The following is an 18,059-nucleotide window of genomic DNA, read 5'->3' on the forward strand; positions in this document are numbered from 1 at the left end:
TTGTCGGCGGACACAACACCGCCCCCGGTTCTCCGCGCCGACTACGACGAATCCGACGTAGAGCGGCCGATTCCCGAGGGCGTGAAGGTTGCTGGGCTGACCGGCACCCGCAATGACTATCGCAGTGCGTTCGCCCGTGACCGCGCTCGCGTTCTGCACTGTGCGGCACTGCGCCGGTTGGCCGACAAGACCCAGGTCGTGGGTCCACACGAAGGCGATACCCCGCGTACCCGACTGACCCATTCATTGGAAGTGGGTCAGATCGGGCGGGGCATCGCCATCGGTATCGGCTGCGATCCCGATCTGGTCGAGCTGGCCGGACTGGCGCACGACATCGGGCATCCGCCCTACGGGCACAACGGTGAACGGGCGCTGGATGAGGTCGCCAGTGCGTACGGCGGCTTCGAGGGCAATGCGCAGAACCTGCGCATCCTGACCAGGCTCGAACCGAAACTCCTTGATTCGCAGGGCCGTAGCGTCGGGCTGAACCTGACGCGGGCGTCGCTCGATGCCACGTTGAAATATCCGTGGACCCGCAAGAAGCCAGGCGGCAAGTTCGGGGCGTACGAGGACGATGCCGCCGCGCTGGCGTGGATCCGGAACGGTCGTACCGATACCCGGCAGTCGCTCGAGTGTCAGGTGATGGACTGGTCCGACGATGTTGCGTACTCCGTCCACGACGTCGAAGACGGTGTGATGGCCGGTCGTATCGATCTGCGCAGCCTCGGTGACCGAACCGAGCAGCGCGATCTGGCCGCGGTGGGTCTCAAGGAATTCCCGGACCTGGAAGAAAACGTCCTGATCGAGGCCGCGGCGCGGCTGTGGGCGATGGACATCGTGCAAGATGTCGGCGCCTACGACGGCACCATGGTGCGGTTGGTGGCGCTCAAACGTCTGACCAGTGAGCTCGTGGGACGGTTCGCGTCGGCGGCCATCACCACCACTCGCCGAGAGGCGTCTGAGCGTGCGGTCTGTCGCTATCAGGCCGACCTCGTCGTCCCGCCGATCGTCGCCGCCGAGGTCGCGATGCTCAAGACGCTGGCGCTGCGGTTCATCTTCTCCGATCCGCGGCACCGGTCTCATCAGGCCCGTCAGCGTGACCGCATCCATCGGGTGGCCAACTGGCTCCTGCACGCCGCGCCCGGCGGTCTGGATCCGTTGCTGGTACCGGCCTGGAATTCGGCAACTGACGATGCTGCTCGGGTGCGCGTCGTGGTCGACCAGATCGCCTCGATGACCGAAGGACGCCTCGAGCGGATGGATCGTCAGAACATGGGCGCATCGGCTCACCTGGGCTAAACGTCGGGGGCGGGCGGACCCACAAGGAGTTCCGCCTAGACTGATCTGCGTGGCAGGCCGAATTCCCGATCGTGACATCACGGCAATCCGTGAAAGCACGCACATCGAGGAGATCGTCGGCGACTACGTCGCGCTTCGCAAGGCGGGCGCCGACTCATTGAAGGGGCTCTGTCCCTTCCACGACGAGAAGTCGCCGTCGTTCCATGTGCGTCCCAACCATGGACACTTCCACTGCTTCGGCTGTGGTGAAGGCGGCGACGTCTATTCGTTCCTTCAGAAGGTCGAACACGTCAGCTTCGTCGAAGCCGTCGAGCAGCTGGCCGATCGGATCGGCTATCAGATCAGCTACGAGGGTGGTGGCACCAGTGTCGTGCGTGACCGCGGTACCCGCGCTCGATTGGTGGCAGCCAACGCGGCGGCCCAGAAGTTCTATGCGGAGCAGCTGAAGTCGCCGGAGGCCCAGAAGGCTCGCGAATATCTCACCGAACGCTCCTTCGACGGTGTGGTCGCGCTGCAGTTCGGCTGTGGTTATGCACCGGCCGGCTGGGACACGATGACCAAGACCCTGATGTCGCAGGGGTTCGAGTTCGCCGAACTCGAGGCCGCCGGATTGTCGAAGCAGGGTCAGCGCGGTCCGATCGACAGGTTCCATCGTCGCCTGTTGTGGCCGATCAAGAACCTCGGCGGCGACATCATCGGTTTCGGTGCCCGCAAGTTGTTCGACGACGACAACATGGGCAAATACATGAACACGCCAGAGACGATGCTGTACAAGAAGTCTCAGGTGCTGTTCGGCCTCGACCACGCCAAAAAGCACATCGCCAAGGGGCATCAGGCGGTGGTGGTCGAGGGATACACCGACGTCATGGCCATGCACCTGGCCGGTGTGACCACCGCGATCGCGTCGTGTGGAACTGCCTTCGGTGAAGACCATCTGGCGTTGCTGCGGCGGCTGATGATGGACGACAGCTACTTCCGCGGCGAGGTGATCTATACATTCGACGGCGACGACGCCGGAAAAGCTGCGGCACTCAAGGCTTTTGAGGGCGAACAGAGTATCGCCGGACAGACCTTCGTGGCGGTGGCACCGGACGGTATGGATCCGTGTGAGCTGCGGCAGATCCATGGTGATGCCGCTGTCCGGGATCTGATCGCCCGTCGTATCCCGATGTTCGAGTTCGCGGTCAAGGCACTGCTTGGCAACCATGATCTGGACACCGCGGAGGGCCGCGTGCATGCGCTGCGCGACGCAGTTCCGGTTGTGGCCCGGATTCGTGATGTGGCGCTACGGGGCGAGTACGCCCGTCAGTTGGCGGGATGGGTGGGCTGGGAAGAAGTCCCCCAGGTGTTGCAGCGGGTTCGCGAGGAAGCCGTCAAGCAGGCGAAAGCCGCACGCTCGGGTGCCCCCGACACCTCGAAGTCGCGGGATCGCCGGGTCCAGGCGACGACTCCCGCGGTGCCCGAACCGGATATCGACTCGAAGAACCCGGGCGTGGTGCGGCCACGGCCGTCCGATCCGAAGTTGTGGGCCCAGCGCGAGGCCCTCAAATCGGCGCTGCAGTATCCGGCCATCGCCGGGACGGTGTTCGACTCGTTGCCGCCGGAGTGCTTCACCGAGCCCGCCTACCAGCTGATCCGGGCGGCGATCGAGGCTGCCGGGGGCACCAGCGCATCCCATGGGGGAGCGCAGTGGGTCGAGACGATCGGTCAGTCGATGGACGGCGCGGTTCTGGAGTCGTTGGTCACAGAACTTGCGGTCGAGTCGATGCTGGTGTCGGAGAACATGATCCCGAAGTACATCGGCAGCGTGCTCGCCAGACTCCAGGAAGTCTGGGTGGGCTCTCAGATCGCCGATCTGAAGTCGAAACTGCGCCGGATGTCACCCGGGGACGACCCGGACGCCTACAACGCTCTATTCGGCGATCTGGTGGCCTTGGAGGCCTATCGACGGAGTCTGCTGGAGCTGGCCGTGGGACCGGACGAGAACACGGCCTAGTTCGGTCGGGTGTTCGTCGTGCTCAGTTGTTCCGGTATTCATCCGGACCGAGCACGGTCGTCTCTTCATCGATGGTCCGCAATTCCGTCAGCTTCGGCTGTGTGCTGATCTTCTCGGAGAGTTTCTGCCTGCCGACGTCCACAGCCTTCTTGGTGGCCGGGGACTCGGCGATGGAGCGGTACGCGCGGTTGATCTGCTCGTAGCGCTTTCGGCCGGCCTTGGCCCCCAGGACGTAGCCGACGCCGAGTGCAGCGAGAAATCGAACCATAAGTCCTCAGACCTCCGTGGTGCAGTGCTCCGCGGACGACTTGGGTGCGTCCGCAGGGGTGCTCCCCATCCTGCCTGATCGAGTGCGGAGTGGGGGAATCTGGCCGCGGAACCGCTCGTCACCAGCACGATTTGGCATGCGACCACCCCTATGCGCTAAAGTCTTTTTCGGCCCCAGGGCCAAGATATTCCCCCATAGCTCAATTGGCAGAGCATTCGACTGTTAATCGAAGGGTTACTGGTTCAAGTCCAGTTGGGGGAGCAAGAAGTACCAGCGTAACGGCACTTTCCGGATCTTCGGGAGGTGCCGTTACTCGTTTGCCCACCTCTTACCCCTGGTAAATCCTGAGAGTCAGTCCTTGCCGGTCAAGGCATCGCAAATGGACAACGCGCCGCGCCGAGGGGCGGTTGCGCGAAGGAGGCGCTCACTCGGTAGCATCAGCGAGGTTTGCGGCGACGATTTCGCCGCACTCGGGGCGGTAGCTCAGTTGGTTAGAGCCGTGGACTCATAATCCATAGGTCGCGGGTTCGAGCCCCGCCCGCCCCACCATGGTCTCGCGATCGGACACCCGTTCGGGCTCAGCGCGACGCGATTTTTCGGGCACTCGCCCTGACCCGCAGCGCCCCGAGCAGACCCACTACCAGGAAGGCCGCGGACACGTAGAGCGAGTAGCGCGTTGCCTCGGCAAACCCGTCGGACAACAAACGCACCACGTCCGGCTCCGCCTGGCCCAATTGCCCTTGGCTGCCCTGTTCTCGCAGGACTCCGATGGCACTGCCCGCGGATTCCCGGGTCGAGTCGGAGAGTCGAGTTGCTTCCGGCGGCGGCACTCCGCCCGATTCGAGTGTGCCCGGTAGGTTTCTCGACAACCCGAAAGCCAACACCGCACCGACCACGGCGGTCCCGATTGCCGAACCCAACTGCCGGACGGTGCTCTGCGTTGCTGAACCTTGCCCGGATTCCTGCGGAGGTATGTCAGCCAAGGTGATTCCGGTGAGTTGCGCGGAAGCGAGTCCGAGTCCGGTTCCATAAATCACCAGGAGTAAGGCCAGAAGCCACGGTGCAACGGTCGAAGTGACGAAGACCGCGACGACTATCACCCCGACGACTTCCAGAAGCAATCCCAGGATCACCGTCCCGGGAGCACCGATGAGTGCGGTGAGATGCCTTGCGAGCGAGCCGGATATGAATGCGCCGCCGGCCATGGCCGCGAGTACGAAACCGGCCCCCATCGTGCTCAGACCCAGCGCGTTGACGAGATAAAGGGGCATCACGAACAGCAGCCCGAACTCGGCAATCGCAACCGTCATGGCCGTTACGTTGCCCCAGCTGAATGTAGATGTGCGAAAGAGGTTCAAGTCCAGGATCGCGGACCGATGAACCCGCCCGCGATGTCCCTCCCACACCACGAATGCGATCAGCAAGACGATCCCGATCGCGCCGATGGTCGGCACCACGGACAGTGGTGCGTCAGTCGACCAGGTCAGCCCGAACAGATGCAGATCTGCTTTCTGGGTCCACCAGCCCAGCGTGCCACCTTCGATGAGGGCGAAGATCAATGCGCCGAAGCCCAAGGCACTCAGTAGTAGTCCCAGTACGTCCAGTCCTGGTTCGATGACACCGGCACGGGTTTCGGGAACCACCAGGTACGTCGCGATCAGTAGGACGATGCCGATCGGAACGTTGATGATGAAGATCCACGGCCAGGTGAAGTCCGTGGTGATCCAGCCTCCGAGCAGTGGCCCGATTGCGGCAACACCTGCGATGACGGCACCCCATACACCGAAGGCGACCGCTCTGTCCTTGCCGCGGAAGATGGAGTTCATCGTGGACAACGTGGCGGGCAAGACGCATGCGCCACCCACACCCTGCACGGCTCTGGCCGTGATCAAGCTCGTCGCACTGTCTGCTGTCGAGGCCAGCAGGCTGCCGATCACGAAGATCGCGATCCCGACGACGTACAGACGGCGGCGACCCAATCTGTCGCCAAGGCGACCTGCGGTCAGCAGCAGTGCGGCGAAGATCACCGAGTAGAGACTGTTGACCCATTGGGCGTCGTCGAAGTTCAACTTCAGATCATCCACCAGAACCGGGAGCGCCACACCCACGATGGTTCCGTCGATGACGATCATCGCCAGGCCGCCGACCAGAACTATCAAGGCGGCCCACCTGTGCCCGGCCACTGTATTCTCGGGCTCCGGCGGGGTCTGTTTATTCGGTTTGTCCATGTCACACTCCCGAGAGGGTGGATTGGTGAATTCACCATATGCCGGTGTGGTGGCCCCGGTACGGCAATTGCTCCACCGGGACCGATCTGCTCCACTTACCGCGCGTCGCGGTGGAGTGTTCGTGAATAGGTGGAGTGCTTGTGGGCGAAATTGGATCGGACGCAACGGTGATGGTCGTTAAGTTATTGCGTGCCAAAGAATGTCGCGACGACATTGTCGACTGGTATTGAGTTGTGTTGTGCCGCAGTGGGGTACGGGAGGCATCTCGGATGGGTTTTCGGGTGTGGTCGAAACCCCCCGTGGATTCGTCTGTCTTCAGCGAGAGGAATGCGCCGGAAATCGAGAAGTGTGACCTGCGCAATAGGGGATGCCCGCCGTGACCTGGCCGATGAGGCGCTCGTCAGGACTGTAGATCGCCGGTGCGGGGAATTGGTCTGAAAAATGCGTCTGCCCCAACCCTGGGCGGGTCGGGGCAGACGTGATCTGGCTTGCTGCGCGGATGGTCCGTGCCCTATTTGTGCGAAAGGCGGGCTCGGATCCGGCGTGCTCTAGTGCACTTCGTCGTAGGCTTCGATGATCGCGCCCGGGATTCGGCCCCGGTCACTGATCTCGTAGCCCTCTTCTTTGGCCCACTCCCGAATCGCTTGTGTGGGTGCCTTTTCGACCTTCTCCGCTGCCCGTCCGCCCTGGCGGGAGGTGTTGATGCGCCGCGATGCGCTCAGGTACTTGGCGAGTACCCGGCGGAATGTTTCTGCGTGCTTCGGGGAAGTATCGAACTCATATTGTTTGCCATCGAGTCCCCATCGCACGGTCTCGAATTCTTCGAGAACCTTTCCGTCGAGGTCGTCGATGAACTCCACTACTTGCTTCTTAGCCACTTCTGGACTCTCCACTCATTTTTTGCGACCGACGAACACGAATTCGAGGCTGATGGAGGTCAATCATAACAACTGGACCTGAGAAGAAGGCAAAAGATCGCGATAGTTGGCGGTTCGAGAAGTCCACACGCAGATCTGATGGCGTGCAACGCCGGCACACATCGTGCTGATCGTGGATCCGACATCTCCGAGCGGTGGGCAGATCGATGCCGACTTGTCCGAATTGTGTGGGGGAATCGGATGGAAATCAGATCAAGAGATCTCTGTTGATCCGGCCCATTCTTGAACCAGACCGCGGATCTCGTCGCGGGTCATTGTGCGGCCGGTTGATGATTCGCGGGTGAAGACCTCCGGGTCTATCTCCGATCGCATGGCCGACCCAAAAGAAGCGAGCTCGACGACATCCATCTTTTCCGGGGAATAGCCGGTGAGTTCGGTCATGTTGTCGACAACCCCGATGAGCTGACTCGCAATGTCATGGCGCCCGCGCCGGAAAAGGGCATATGCCAATGTGAAAAGAGCGACCATCCATGAGGTGAGGTCGTAGGCACGTTCGCAGTATCCGACCATCTGGGCCAGCTTGCGTTCGGCGGGCCCATCCCACTTCTCTTGGGCAATATCACTTTTGGCATGTATCCAGAGCGCGGAAGCGCCGAGCCAGTCGTAACCGCAGTCGCGTGCGGTCGCGACGGCTGCGTCCAGGTATTCACTCGCCGACCGGTCCTTGCCTGCGCGGAAGTCGGCCGTGCCCAGGGACATCAAGGCCTCGCCGACAGTCCATGGCGAGTTGTACCTTCGGCCGATCTCCAGTGCCTCGCCTGCGTGTATCCGGGCGGCGTCGACCACGCCGGATCCGGCTTCGAAGAAGGCCAGTGTCACCGTGGCGTCCCCGCGGGCGACTTGTTCGACCCTGTCGGCGGACCGGATATCGAATTCGGCACAGACCTCCGCGAGGCACGTCAATGCGGCAAAAAGGGCCGGGAGGTCGGCGCCGAGATAACACATGATCGCGCGGCCTGCGATCGCCCGCGCCCGGGTGGCGACGGGAACACTTCTGGGGGCGTCTACGGCGGGTGCGAGCATGCGCATGCCCTCGTCGGCGAATCCCCGCCGGTACCAGAACCAATAGACATTGCCGACAATCTCGAGATACGTCTGTGAACGCGGGTCGACGCAGTCGAGCGCGGCCCGCACATTGGCCATCTCGGCGTCGAGACGGCGGGTCCACTGCAGGCAGCGTGGGCCGCGAAGACCCAGATAGGCGTCGGTGGCAAGAGCGACGACCCAGTCGATATGGGCCTGACGCAGATTTGCGGCCCGTTCCGGATCCTGTTGCACCTGCGCGTAGCTGCGGAGTGTTTCGAGCATCAGGTAGCGGCGAGGGTCACCGCCCATGACCTTGAGCATCGATTTGTTGACCAATGCGGTCAGGTCGGCGAGAAGCCCGCGGTGCCCGGTGACCTGCTTTGCGGCATCGAGGTCGAAGCCGCCTGTGAAGACCGCGAGATCGCAGAACAACGCTCGTTCGCTCACGGTCAACGACTGGTAGGAGCCGTCGATGGCGGCCTGCATCGTGGCATGCCGTTTGTTGGTCCGGGGACCACCGCGGAGGAATTCGAATCGGTCGTCGAGCATGTCGATGATCTGCCGGACCGACAGTGTCGCTGATTGGCCGGCGGCGAGCTCGATCGCCAGTGGCATGTGATCAAGTGCGGCGCAGAGTGTTTCGATGTCCTCCGGCGTGGCGTCGGTCGCGGCGGACCCGGCCCGTTCGAGGAAGAGTTCGGCCGAGTCCGCGAGCGGAGGCATCTCGAAGGTCGATTCGCCGGCAACACCCAGTGCCTCACGACTCGTGGCGAGTATCCGGACCCGGGGGCACGTGCGCAGGATCGCCGTCGTCAGTGCCGCGACCTCGTCGAGCAGGTGTTCGCAATTGTCCAGTACGAGAAGGAAATCGCGGTCGTGCAACAGTGATGTCAGCACCGGGATCCCGCCGTTGAGTGTCAGTCCGAGTGCCGAGACGACGGTGTCGAGTACCGCGGCGGCATTTTGTGCGCCTGCGAGTTCGGCCAACCAGGGGCCGTCGATGTCTTTGCGTTCTCGCGCCACCTCGAGGGCGGCCCGGGTCTTGCCCATCCCGCCGGGGCCGACGAGGGTGACCAGACGGTGTTCGGCGACGAGGTCGGCGACGTCCTTGATCTGTTCGACACGTCCGACCAGTGAGGACAGGGCCAGCGGTATGTTCCCGGTGGGTCGTTCAGGATTCGCGGTCGGCCCCGATTCCGGTATCGCCCGGAGATCGGGTTGCCCCGACATCAGGATCGCGTCCTGGTTCAGGATCGCACTCTGGAGATCGAGCAGGCTCTGGCGCGGATCGGTGCCGAGTTCGTCGGCAATTCGTTCGCGAGCCGTTCGCAGCGATGCGAGCGCATCACCCTGGTTGCCGGCACGGTACTGCGCCAGCGCCAACAGTTCCCATGCGCGTTCCCGAAGCGGGTCGGCTGCGACGATGGCTTCGAGCCCCGCGGTGACCGCGGCGTATTCGCCGCAATCGGACCGGGCCGCGAGGTGATCTTCGAGGGCGTCGTCGCGAAGACGTTCGAGGCGGGCGGACTCGATGGCGGCGAACTCCCAGTTGGCTGCATCGGCATAAGCTGGGCCCCACCATAATTCGAGTGCTTCGGCCAGCGTGTGCCGCGCTGCGTCGGCGCTTCCCGCCGCCAGCTGATCGCGACCTTCCTTTGCCAGGGTCTCGAATCTGCCTGCATCGATCTGTTGGGGATCGATGGCCAGTGCATATCCGGTGCCGCGTCGGACGAGAATCGCCGGTGCCGATCGACCACGCTCGGGTTCGAGCGCTTTGCGGAGCGATGCCACATAGCCCTGGAGGGTCAGTTGAGCAGAGCGCGGGGGATTGTCGCGCCAGAGGTCGTCGATCAACCCGGCATCGGGAACCATCTGGCCGCGGGCCATCACCAGTCGGGCGAGCAGAGCGCGGGGGAGAGGTCCGCCGAGTGCAACCGGTTCGCCGTCCCGGATGACGGTGAGCGCGCCGAGTACTCGCACCGATATGTCTGGCATGCCATGAGAATAGAGAACAGCGACCATCGCGTCAGATCGGTTGGTCGATCCATACGTGGGCGATATGTGTCCGGGTTTTCCTCAGCGCTTTGTTGTCGCGTCGGCGTCGGGATCTTCTGCCCACAGGCCGATGGATTCCAGATGACGGGTCAGACGCTCGGCGCCATCGGTGAACTGGCGTCGGGTCTGCGCGATCACCTCGTCGCGATCGCCGCCGCGGTAGGCGTCGATGAGTTTGGTGTGGCTCTCGCAGGCAACCGCGCCCCACTGTGGGTCATTGGCATAGAGCTCATGGGGTGTGTAGCGGGTGGCGTTGAGCAGGAACCAGGCCAGTTTGCCGCCGTCGGCGATGCGGTTGTGGACGCGATGGAACTCGAACTCGGCAGCGGTGACGTCGGCGGGCCGTCCGGACTCGACGGCGATCCTGAGCTCGTCGTTGAGTTCGGTGAGTTCGTCGAGTTGGGCCGGTGTCACCGTTTTCGCGATCCGGACCGCGAGCTCGACGGCCAGAACACCCTGCAGCCAGAAGATGTCCTCGACATCCTGTCGGGTCAGGTCGGCGACCACATATCCGCGATGCGGCGCCAGGTTGACCATTCCCTCACCACGCAGGGTGAGTAGCGCCTCGCGTACCGGAGTCACACTGACCTGCAGGTCGACGGCGGTTTCGTCCATCCGGATGAACTCACCCGGGCGAATGGCGCCGGTCATGATGAGATGGCGAAGATGGCCGGCGACCTCCTCGGAGAGTTGAGGTCGCCGGCGCAGCGAGTTTCGGGATGCGGCCGCTCGCGATGTGGTCATCAGTGCAAATTACCGCCCGTAGGTCTTGGCAGATTACAGACCGTAGGTCTTGCCGATGATGTCGCGCTGGATCTCGTTGGTTCCGCCATACACAGTGGAAATGATCGCACCCCGCATCAGACGCTCTGCATCGAACTCGGTTGCGTAGCCGTATCCACCCATCATCTGCATGCCGTCGATGGTCATCGCCTTGGAGACCTCGGTGGCCTTGAGCTTGGCCATCGACGCTTCGCGCGGCAACATCTTCTTCGGGTCCGCGTCCGACTGTGCGGCGACGCTGTAGACCAGCAGCTTGGTGCATTCGATCTCGGTGGCATGGTCGGCCAGGCGGTGCCGCAGTGCCTGGAAGGTACCCACCGGACGGCCGAATTGCTTGCGCTCGCTGACGAACTCGAGGGTATTGGTGAACGCGCGTTCGGCGACGCCGAGTTGCATGGCGGCCAGGATGAGGCGCTCGGTGTTGAGCCCGCTCATGAGCTGGTTCCAGCCGTTGCCGACCTCACCGACCACCGCGCTGTCCGGCACACGCACGTTGGTGAAATAGAGGTCGTTGACCTCGCGGCCCCCGAGTGTGTCGATCCCGCTGATCTCGAGACCTTCGGTACCCGCAGGAATGTGGAACTGGGTCAGGCCCTCGTGCTTCTTGCCGGTGCGATCCGTGCGGGCGATGAGCAGGATGCTCTTGGCGAAGTGCGCGTTGGAGCACCAGGTCTTTTGGCCGTTGATGACCCAGCCGCCGTCCACCTTCTCGGCCCGGCAGGTGATGGCGGCGACGTCGGAACCCGCCTCCGGCTCGGACATCGAGATCGAGAGTGACTCGCCCGCAACAACATCGGCGAGAACCTCTTTCTTCATCTGCTCGCTTGCGAACTTCTGGTAGGCCGCAGCCGTGATCAGGGTCGGGCCGATGCCACCGATCGGGGCGTTACCTCGCATCGCCTCTTCGAGCAGGATGCACATCTCCATGTTTCCGGCGCCGGCGCCGCCGTACTCCTCGGGCACCAGGATTCCGGCCCATCCGAGGTCGGCCATCTTCTTGTAGAGCTCCACCGAGTGCAGCTCTGTGCCGCCTGCGGTGAGTGCGTCGCGTTGTTCGCGGGTGCCCGCCTCGCGGGCGCAGAAGTCTGCGACCGACTTGGCGAAGTCGGTCTGTTCGGACGTGAAAGTGGTCATGACGATGCTCCTGGCTAGGGGTTCGGCTCGGGCTGAACGTAACACATCACATATATGTGATGGAATATCTGCAGTTGGGGGAGCTGGCGATCGGTAGGTGGTGTGGTGCAGGTCTCTGGAGGGCTTACATTGGCGGCATGAGTCCGAAAGCGAAGGTTGATCGAACCGGGGAACCCGGCGACGCGCCGGTGGTACCTGAACCCGCGACGACCGAGCCGGCTGAAACCGAGATCGCGGCGACCGGTACCGATTCCGCGGTCCGGTCGGATCCGTCGCCTTTCGATTCCGCCGAGTTCCTCGAGGCGAATCGCCGGAACCGCGACAAGCTGCGTGCGGCCGCTGAAACCAAGCGGGCAAAGGAAGCGGCCCGCGAGCAGCGGCGCTCCAACCGCCGAGGTGGCGCCGGGGCGACGTCGGATGAATCCGGCGGCGAGGCGCCGGTTCGGCGAGGCGTCGGCTGGTTGGTTCCGGTGCTCTCGGTTCTGTTGGTCGCGGCGCTGGTGGCTACCGGGGTGCTGGCCTACCTGTACCGCGAGGCCGACAACCGGGCGTCCGGCGATGATCAGCTCAGCGCACTCCGACTCGATGCGGTCGAGGTTGCGGGTCGATATGCGGTAGATCTACTGACCTACGACTCCGCGAACTTCGCCGAACTCGATTCCCGGATCACCGACATTTCGACGCCGGCGTTCGCCAAGGACTTCATCGAGGGTTCGCGGCAGGCCCGTGAAGGCAGTGCCAGTGCGCAGGCGGTTGCGTCGGCGAAGGTCAAGGACGCTGCGCTGCAATCTATTTCACCGACCACCGCGGTGGTGTTGGTGGCGATGGATCAGACGGTCAAGTCGCCACAAACAGATGCCCAACTGCCCGAGGGGATCCGGTATGAGTCGATGGTCAAGGTGACACTCGAGCGGGTGGACGGGAAATGGCTGCTCTCGGACTTCGCGGTCGTCTGACCGAGATCACCGAGTTCGTCCAGCTGGGGACGATCGTGGGCGGGGGTGGTCAGGTGCTCGGGCGCAGGATGGTGGTCATCACGGCCTCGATGCGGCGCTTGGTGGCCGGACGGGGATCGTGGCGCACCCAGTTTCCGAGGTCGAGAACGGTGTTGAAGGCGGCATGCACCAGGTATCGGGCCTCGACCGGGTTCAATCCGGGGCGAACCTGACCGACCAGCTGTGCCCACTCCTCGACGTTGCGGCGTTGTTGATCACGTAGTTCGACCCGTTGCGGCTCCGGCACGCTACCGATCTCCGACAGATACAGGTTCAGCAGGTCGCTGTTGGCAAACGAGAGGTCGACGTACTTGTAGACGAGTTTGTCGACTGCTTCGTCCGGCGTCGCCGACTCGGCGAGGGCGTCGCTGATCCCCGCAGTGATGCGTTCGCTGGCCCGCGAAAACGCGGTCGACAGCATGGCGACCTTGGTGTCGAAGTGGCGGTACACGCCCGACTGGTTCATGCCGACCGCGGCGCCGATCTCTTCCATCGTCACGTCGTGGAATCCGCGTGCGCTCATCAGCCGGATTGCCTCGGTCAGTAGTGCCTCGCGTTTCGATGCCATCGGAAGGCCCACCGATGCGGACGGTCGTGCGGTCGATGGTGTCGGATCGTTCGGCGGTAGATCGGTCCGTGCCACGTTCATTGCGGCGTCGAGGATCACGGCCTCGATCCGCTTGCGGGGTAACGAGGCCCGGTGTGTGGTGATCGATCCGATGACGCTGAGCATCGCGCCGCTGAGGTATTGCGCATCGGTGCCGAGGCGACCCGGCTGCGGTGTTCCCCCGGTCGACAGATCCGGGTGTATCTGGTCCAGAAGCGCGGCGAAGCGGGCGTGCATCCGGCCCACCAACTCGCCGAGGTACCTGCGATCGTCTGGATTCAGGTATCGCGCCTCCCATCGGTAGAGGGCGCCGCGCGACCGGTTCTCGATCGTGGTCCGGGTGAGCTCGGTGACGAGCAGATGCAACTCGCGTTCAGGGTCACCGGGCAGGACCGGCACCTGTGCGATGGCGCGTTCCAGGTCGGAGCCGAGCATTCGGACCGTCTCGGAGAAGAGTGCGTACTTGTTGGGGAAGTGCCGGTACAGAGCCGGGCCGCTGATGCCCACCTGCCCGGCGATCTGATCGACGCCGGTGGCGAAATAACCCTGTTCACTGAAGGACTCGGCAGCCACACGAATTATCTGTTCGCGGCGGTCCTTCGGTCGTTGCCGAGTTTTCGGTACGACGGCAGCGGGTGTGGGGGCGTCGTTGACGCGTCCGTTGGCGGAAGCCATTTATCCATGTTAGCGGGACGTACCGATCATCCGCACCATAGGGGGCGGTCCCGCCGACCAGCGAGGACAAGCGCTCGCAAACACTTGACGCGTCCCGCGGGGATCTGACAAGTTAATGTGGATTCACGTGATCTACATCGCAATTGTGAGTATTTGAGCTTAGGGTGACGAGCATGCCAGGGGACAAAGGCCTGATTACATCTGTCGACGATCGGGGTGTCGCGCGCGTCCTGATCAACCGGCCCACCCGGAAGAACTCCATCGACTCCGCGGCAAACACGGCGTTGATCGAGGTGCTCGGGAAGTGGGCAGTCGACCCCGCGGTCCGGGTCGTGGTCATCGGGGCTCCGGGTCAGGACTTCTGCACCGGCGCCGACCTCATCGAAATGGCCACGGCGCCACCGCCGACGTCCGAGGACGAAGCGCGCCTGCGTGCCGAGCGGACCATCAATGCCGGTTCCGATGTCGTCCGGGCGATCCGGGGGCTGCAGGTTCCGGTCGTCGCGGTGGTCGATGGGGCGGCAGTCGGCATCGGCGCCTCGATCGCCTTTGCCTCGGACCTCATCTATGCCTCGGAGGCGGCGTACTTCCTACTCGCTTTTGTCAACATCGGTCTGATGCCCGACGGGGCCGCGACGGCGACAGTCGCTGCGGCCGTCGGTCGTGTCCGCGCCAATGAACTGGCGCTGCTCGGTGACCGCCTACCGGCGACGCAGGCGTTCGCCGACGGACTGGTGACCGCGGTCGTGCCGTCAGAAGCGTTGTCGGCGAAGGTCGATCAAGTGGTCGACAAGCTACTCGCGGCGTCACCCCGGGCACTGGCCCTGACCAAGAAGGCCATCGACGCCCAGACGATGACCGGCTTCGATCTGGCTTTGCGGTTGGAGACCGAAGGCCAGACCGAGCTGTTGCAATCACCCGAGTTCGCGGCTCTCATCACCGCATTCGCACGTGGCAAGAAAGCAAAACCGACAGCGGCATCTCAGTAGCAATCGAATCATCATCGTCGGAGCTCGATTTCGGCGAATGGTCACATAAAAAGGAAGCGGAAAATGACGAGCACCACATTGCCCCATTCTGATCACCTCGTCTCCGAACCGTTCCGGTCTCGGCGCAACAACTGGAACACCCACGTCCGTCGCCATGCAGAGATGAAGCCCGACGCGGTCGCCTTGCGTTTCGGCGGGCGCGACACTTCGTGGAAGCAACTGGACGATCGGTCCACCGCATTCGCCGCAGCGCTGTACCGCCGCGGGGTTCGCTTCGGTGATCGGGTGCTGGTGCTGATGCTCAACCGCAGCGAATACGTCGAGGTGATCTTCGGCGCCAACCTGATCGGTGCGATCGCGGTGCCTGTCAACATCCGGATGACACCGCCCGAGATCGGCTTCCTGATCGCCGATTCGGGTGCCACCGTGATCGTCACCGAGTCGCTGCTCGCTCCGCTGGCGAATGCGGTCCGGGCGAGCACGCCCGGTGTGGAGAACCTGATCGTCGTCGGACCCTCCGATGTGGAAAACGCACTCGACTTCGACACCCTCGTCGCCGAGGATTCGTCGGACCTGCCGGCGATCGATGTGCCGGAAAACTCCACCGCGATGATCATGTACACCTCGGGAACCACCGGTAAACCCAAGGGCGCCATGCTTTCTCATTCGAACATGCAGGCACAGGCGGTCACCTGTATCACCGCACTGCAGATTCGAACCGACGACATCGGCTCGTGTGTCGCGCCGATGTTCCACATCGCGGCGATGGGTGCGATGGCACCGCTGTTCTACATGGGCGTGCCCACGGTGATCCACCCGCTTGGTGCATTTGATCCTGAGGCGTTGCTCGATGTGCTCGAGGCGGAACGGATCACCTCGATCTTCCTGGTGCCTGCACAGTGGCAGGTCGTGTGTGCGGTCCAGCAGGCCAAGCCGCGCAACCTCAAACTCCGGGTCATCTCGTGGGGCGCGGCGCCGGCCTCGGATACCGTGCTGCGCGCGATGTCCGACACCTTCCCGGACGCGGTGAACGTTGCTGTGTTCGGGCAGACCGAGATGTCGCCAATCACCTGTGTGCTTGAAGGCAAGGACGCGTTGCGCAAACTCGGCTCGGTCGGTCAGGTAATCCCGGCCGTGCAGGCGCGCGTGGTCGATGCGGAGATGAATGACGTCCCGGTGGGCGACGTCGGCGAGATCGTCTACCGCGGACCGACAATGATGGAAGGCTACTGGCAGAACCCGCAGGGGACGGCGGATGCGTTTGCCGGTGGCTGGTTCCATTCCGGAGATCTGGTGCGAATGGACGAAGAGGGGTTCGTCTACGTCGTCGACCGCAAGAAAGACATGATCATCTCCGGCGGCGAGAACATCTACTGCGCCGAGGTCGAGAACGCGCTGTTCGCCCATCCGAAGATCCTCGAGGCCGCGGTGGTCGGCCGGGCCGATGATCGTTGGGGCGAGGTACCGGTGGCGATCGTCGTCGTGAAGCCGGAGCAGACGCTCGAGTTCGACGAACTCATCGAGTTCCTGAACGAACACCTTGCGCGGTTCAAGCAGCCGAAGGAAATGATCATCGTCGATGAGTTGCCGCGCAACGCGTCCGGCAAGGTCATCAAGCCGTCGCTACGTAAGGAGTACGGCGGCAAGGATGCTGGGCTGCACTGACACCCAATCCAAAGTGCTACTGGCGGCAAAACTGAAACACGTTACACTTTTGCTGAAGACCGTGATTACGGTCACTGTTCGGTTGGAAGTCGCTCTGCGGTCATGGCCGGAGCGCGGCTGTTTGTAGGCACCGATGTGTGCCGCGATGGAGAGGGTTCGATGAAGACAAAAGGCGCATTGCTCAGGAACTTCAACGAGAAGTGGGCGATCGAGGAGATCGAAATCGGTGACCCGCGGCGCAGCGAGGTCAAGATCCGGATGGAAGCCGCGGGTATGTGCCACTCCGACCACCATCTGGTGACCGGAGGGATCCCGATGGGTGGGTTCCCCGTGCTCGGTGGGCACGAGGGTGCCGGCGTGATCGAGCAGGTCGGTGAGGGTGTCACCGATTTCGAGGTCGGCGACCATGTGGTGCTCTCGTTCATCCCGTCGTGTGGCAAGTGTCCGTCGTGCCGCTCGGGCCTGAGCAACCTGTGTGACTTCGGTGCCATGCTCCTGCAGGGTGAAGCGGTGTCGGATCATACGTTCCGAATCCAGACCGCCGCAGGGGAGAACGTCTACCCGATGACCCTGCTCGGCACCTTCTCGCCGTACATGGTGGTGCACGAGACGTCCGTCGTGAAGATCGACCCGTCGATCCCGTTCGAGGTCGCCTGCCTCGTGGGTTGTGGTGTGCCGACCGGGTACGGATCGGCGACCCACAGCGCCAATGTGAAGCCGGGAGAAGACGTAGCGATCGTCGGCTGTGGAGGTGTGGGTATCGCTGCGCTCCAGGGCGCCGTGATCTCGGGGGCCCGCAACGTCTTCGCCATCGACCCGGTGGAGTGGAAGCGTGAGCAGGCCCTGAAGTTCGGTGCCACACACGCATTCGCCAGCGTGGAAGAGGCCGCGATGACCATTGCCGAGGTGACCGCCGGTGGTATGGCCAAGAAGGTCATCGTCACGGTCGGTGAGGTGCACGGTAAGGATGTCGACCTGTGGATGGGTATCACCGCAAAAGCCGGCACCTGCGTCCTGACCGGTATGGGCAACATGATGGAGAACGAGGTCACGCTCAACCTGGCGATGCTGACCCTGCTCCAGAAAAATCTGCAGGGCACGATCTTCGGTGGCGCCAGCCCCAAGATCGATATCCCGCAACTGCTCTCGATGTACAAGATGGGCAAGCTCAATCTCGATGACATGGTCACGCGCCAGTACCGCCTCGACCAGATCAACGAGGGGTACCAGGACATGCTGGACGGCAAGAACATTCGCGGCGTGATTCGTTTCACCGACGAGGACCGCACCGTCTGATCGCTGGATTTTGTCCACACGGCCGCGGGGGGGGGGGGGGGGGGAAAGCCCGAAACCACAGAAATGGTTAGGTGTTCTTTTTTTGTGTTTTAGGCGGGGGGGTTG

Annotated in this window: 13 protein-coding genes and 2 tRNA genes; 8 read left to right on the forward strand and 7 right to left on the reverse strand. The window is 63.2% G+C overall.

All coding sequences use genetic code 11. The features are described from left to right. Both AC1D75_RS11780 and dnaG read left to right on the forward strand, forming a co-directional pair. Entirely contained in the window at nt 1-1,299 is a 1,299-nt protein-coding gene (locus tag AC1D75_RS11780) for a deoxyguanosinetriphosphate triphosphohydrolase (RefSeq protein WP_495516056.1), read from the forward strand. Between the two features lie 49 nt (nt 1,300-1,348). Beyond that, nucleotides 1,349-3,295: a DNA primase gene (gene dnaG, locus AC1D75_RS11785; protein WP_495515389.1), complete on the forward strand. Its 1,947-nt coding sequence runs from the start codon at nt 1,349-1,351 to the stop codon at nt 3,293-3,295. A gap of 22 nt (nt 3,296-3,317) precedes the next feature. Here the strand turns inward: dnaG and AC1D75_RS11790 are convergent, their stop codons facing one another. Beyond that, nucleotides 3,318-3,563, reverse strand: a complete 246-nt coding sequence (locus tag AC1D75_RS11790; RefSeq protein ID WP_495515390.1) for a hypothetical protein — start codon at nt 3,561-3,563, stop codon at nt 3,318-3,320. 188 nt (nt 3,564-3,751) lie between these two features. On the opposite strand from AC1D75_RS11790, the gene AC1D75_RS11795 reads away from it, so the two are divergent. Both AC1D75_RS11795 and AC1D75_RS11800 read left to right on the forward strand, forming a co-directional pair. Beyond that, nucleotides 3,752-3,824: transfer RNA gene (locus AC1D75_RS11795), tRNA-Asn, on the forward strand. Nucleotides 3,825-4,035: 211 nt separating this feature from the next. Continuing rightward, nucleotides 4,036-4,112: transfer RNA gene (locus AC1D75_RS11800), tRNA-Ile, on the forward strand. 29 nt (nt 4,113-4,141) lie between these two features. On the opposite strand, the gene AC1D75_RS11805 is transcribed toward AC1D75_RS11800, so the two are convergent. The 5 genes from AC1D75_RS11805 to AC1D75_RS11825 all read right to left on the reverse strand — a co-directional run bounded on the left by AC1D75_RS11805 (nt 4,142) and on the right by AC1D75_RS11825 (nt 11,727). Further along, entirely contained in the window at nt 4,142-5,791 is a 1,650-nt protein-coding gene (locus AC1D75_RS11805) for a DHA2 family efflux MFS transporter permease subunit (RefSeq protein ID WP_495515391.1), read from the reverse strand. A gap of 548 nt (nt 5,792-6,339) precedes the next feature. Then, the gene (locus AC1D75_RS11810) at nt 6,340-6,669 is read right to left on the reverse strand and encodes a histone-like nucleoid-structuring protein Lsr2 (RefSeq protein WP_495515392.1); all 330 of its coding nucleotides are present in this window, start codon (nt 6,667-6,669) and stop codon (nt 6,340-6,342) included. Between the two features lie 252 nt (nt 6,670-6,921). Next, the gene (locus AC1D75_RS11815) at nt 6,922-9,750 is read right to left on the reverse strand and encodes an AfsR/SARP family transcriptional regulator (RefSeq protein ID WP_495515393.1); all 2,829 of its coding nucleotides are present in this window, start codon (nt 9,748-9,750) and stop codon (nt 6,922-6,924) included. 81 nt (nt 9,751-9,831) lie between these two features. Beyond that, nucleotides 9,832-10,554, reverse strand: a complete 723-nt coding sequence (locus tag AC1D75_RS11820; protein WP_495515394.1) for a GntR family transcriptional regulator — start codon at nt 10,552-10,554, stop codon at nt 9,832-9,834. Between the two features lie 33 nt (nt 10,555-10,587). After that, a complete protein-coding gene (locus tag AC1D75_RS11825; RefSeq protein ID WP_495515395.1) occupies nt 10,588-11,727 on the reverse strand; it encodes an acyl-CoA dehydrogenase family protein in 1,140 nt (379 codons plus the stop codon). 137 nt (nt 11,728-11,864) lie between these two features. Between AC1D75_RS11825 and AC1D75_RS11830 the strand changes: the two genes are divergently transcribed. Next, a complete protein-coding gene (locus AC1D75_RS11830) occupies nt 11,865-12,683 on the forward strand; it encodes a hypothetical protein (protein WP_495515396.1) in 819 nt (272 codons plus the stop codon). 49 nt (nt 12,684-12,732) lie between these two features. Here the strand turns inward: AC1D75_RS11830 and AC1D75_RS11835 are convergent, their stop codons facing one another. Next, nucleotides 12,733-14,004: a TetR/AcrR family transcriptional regulator gene (locus AC1D75_RS11835; RefSeq protein WP_495515397.1), complete on the reverse strand. Its 1,272-nt coding sequence runs from the start codon at nt 14,002-14,004 to the stop codon at nt 12,733-12,735. A 173-nt stretch (nt 14,005-14,177) separates the two neighbouring features. Here AC1D75_RS11835 and AC1D75_RS11840 point away from each other — a divergent pair, with 173 nt between their 5' ends. The 3 genes from AC1D75_RS11840 (at nt 14,178) to AC1D75_RS11850 (ending at nt 17,954) form a co-directional block, all read left to right on the forward strand. Beyond that, nucleotides 14,178-14,993 carry an enoyl-CoA hydratase-related protein gene (locus AC1D75_RS11840; RefSeq protein WP_495515398.1) on the forward strand — a complete coding sequence of 272 codons (816 nt, stop codon included), beginning with the start codon at nt 14,178-14,180 and terminating at the stop codon, nt 14,991-14,993. 63 nt (nt 14,994-15,056) lie between these two features. Then, entirely contained in the window at nt 15,057-16,658 is a 1,602-nt protein-coding gene (gene fadD5 / locus AC1D75_RS11845; RefSeq protein WP_495515399.1) for a fatty-acid--CoA ligase FadD5, read from the forward strand. 159 nt (nt 16,659-16,817) lie between these two features. Then, nucleotides 16,818-17,954 (forward strand): NDMA-dependent alcohol dehydrogenase, encoded by a 1,137-nt coding sequence (locus tag AC1D75_RS11850; protein WP_495515400.1) that lies wholly within the window; start codon nt 16,818-16,820, stop codon nt 17,952-17,954. Nucleotides 17,955-18,059 lie beyond the last annotated feature (105 nt).

The organism is Williamsia sp. Y712 (assembly GCF_059445525.1).

What these genes read in the sequence shown, in the direction of transcription:
- AC1D75_RS11790 (WP_495515390.1), bottom strand. Translation starts at nt 3,563, where the DNA reads ATGGTTCGATTTCTCGCTGCACTCGGCGTCGGCTACGTCCTGGGGGCC.
- AC1D75_RS11805 (WP_495515391.1), bottom strand. Translation starts at nt 5,791, where the DNA reads ATGGACAAACCGAATAAACAGACCCCGCCGGAGCCCGAGAATACAGTG.
- AC1D75_RS11815 (WP_495515393.1), bottom strand. Translation starts at nt 9,750, where the DNA reads ATGCCAGACATATCGGTGCGAGTACTCGGCGCGCTCACCGTCATCCGG.
- AC1D75_RS11820 (WP_495515394.1), bottom strand. Translation starts at nt 10,554, where the DNA reads ATGACCACATCGCGAGCGGCCGCATCCCGAAACTCGCTGCGCCGGCGA.
- AC1D75_RS11825 (WP_495515395.1), bottom strand. Translation starts at nt 11,727, where the DNA reads ATGACCACTTTCACGTCCGAACAGACCGACTTCGCCAAGTCGGTCGCA.
- AC1D75_RS11830 (WP_495515396.1), top strand. Translation starts at nt 11,865, where the DNA reads ATGAGTCCGAAAGCGAAGGTTGATCGAACCGGGGAACCCGGCGACGCG.
- AC1D75_RS11835 (WP_495515397.1), bottom strand. Translation starts at nt 14,004, where the DNA reads ATGGCTTCCGCCAACGGACGCGTCAACGACGCCCCCACACCCGCTGCC.
- AC1D75_RS11840 (WP_495515398.1), top strand. Translation starts at nt 14,178, where the DNA reads ATGCCAGGGGACAAAGGCCTGATTACATCTGTCGACGATCGGGGTGTC.
- fadD5 (WP_495515399.1), top strand. Translation starts at nt 15,057, where the DNA reads ATGACGAGCACCACATTGCCCCATTCTGATCACCTCGTCTCCGAACCG.
- AC1D75_RS11850 (WP_495515400.1), top strand. Translation starts at nt 16,818, where the DNA reads ATGAAGACAAAAGGCGCATTGCTCAGGAACTTCAACGAGAAGTGGGCG.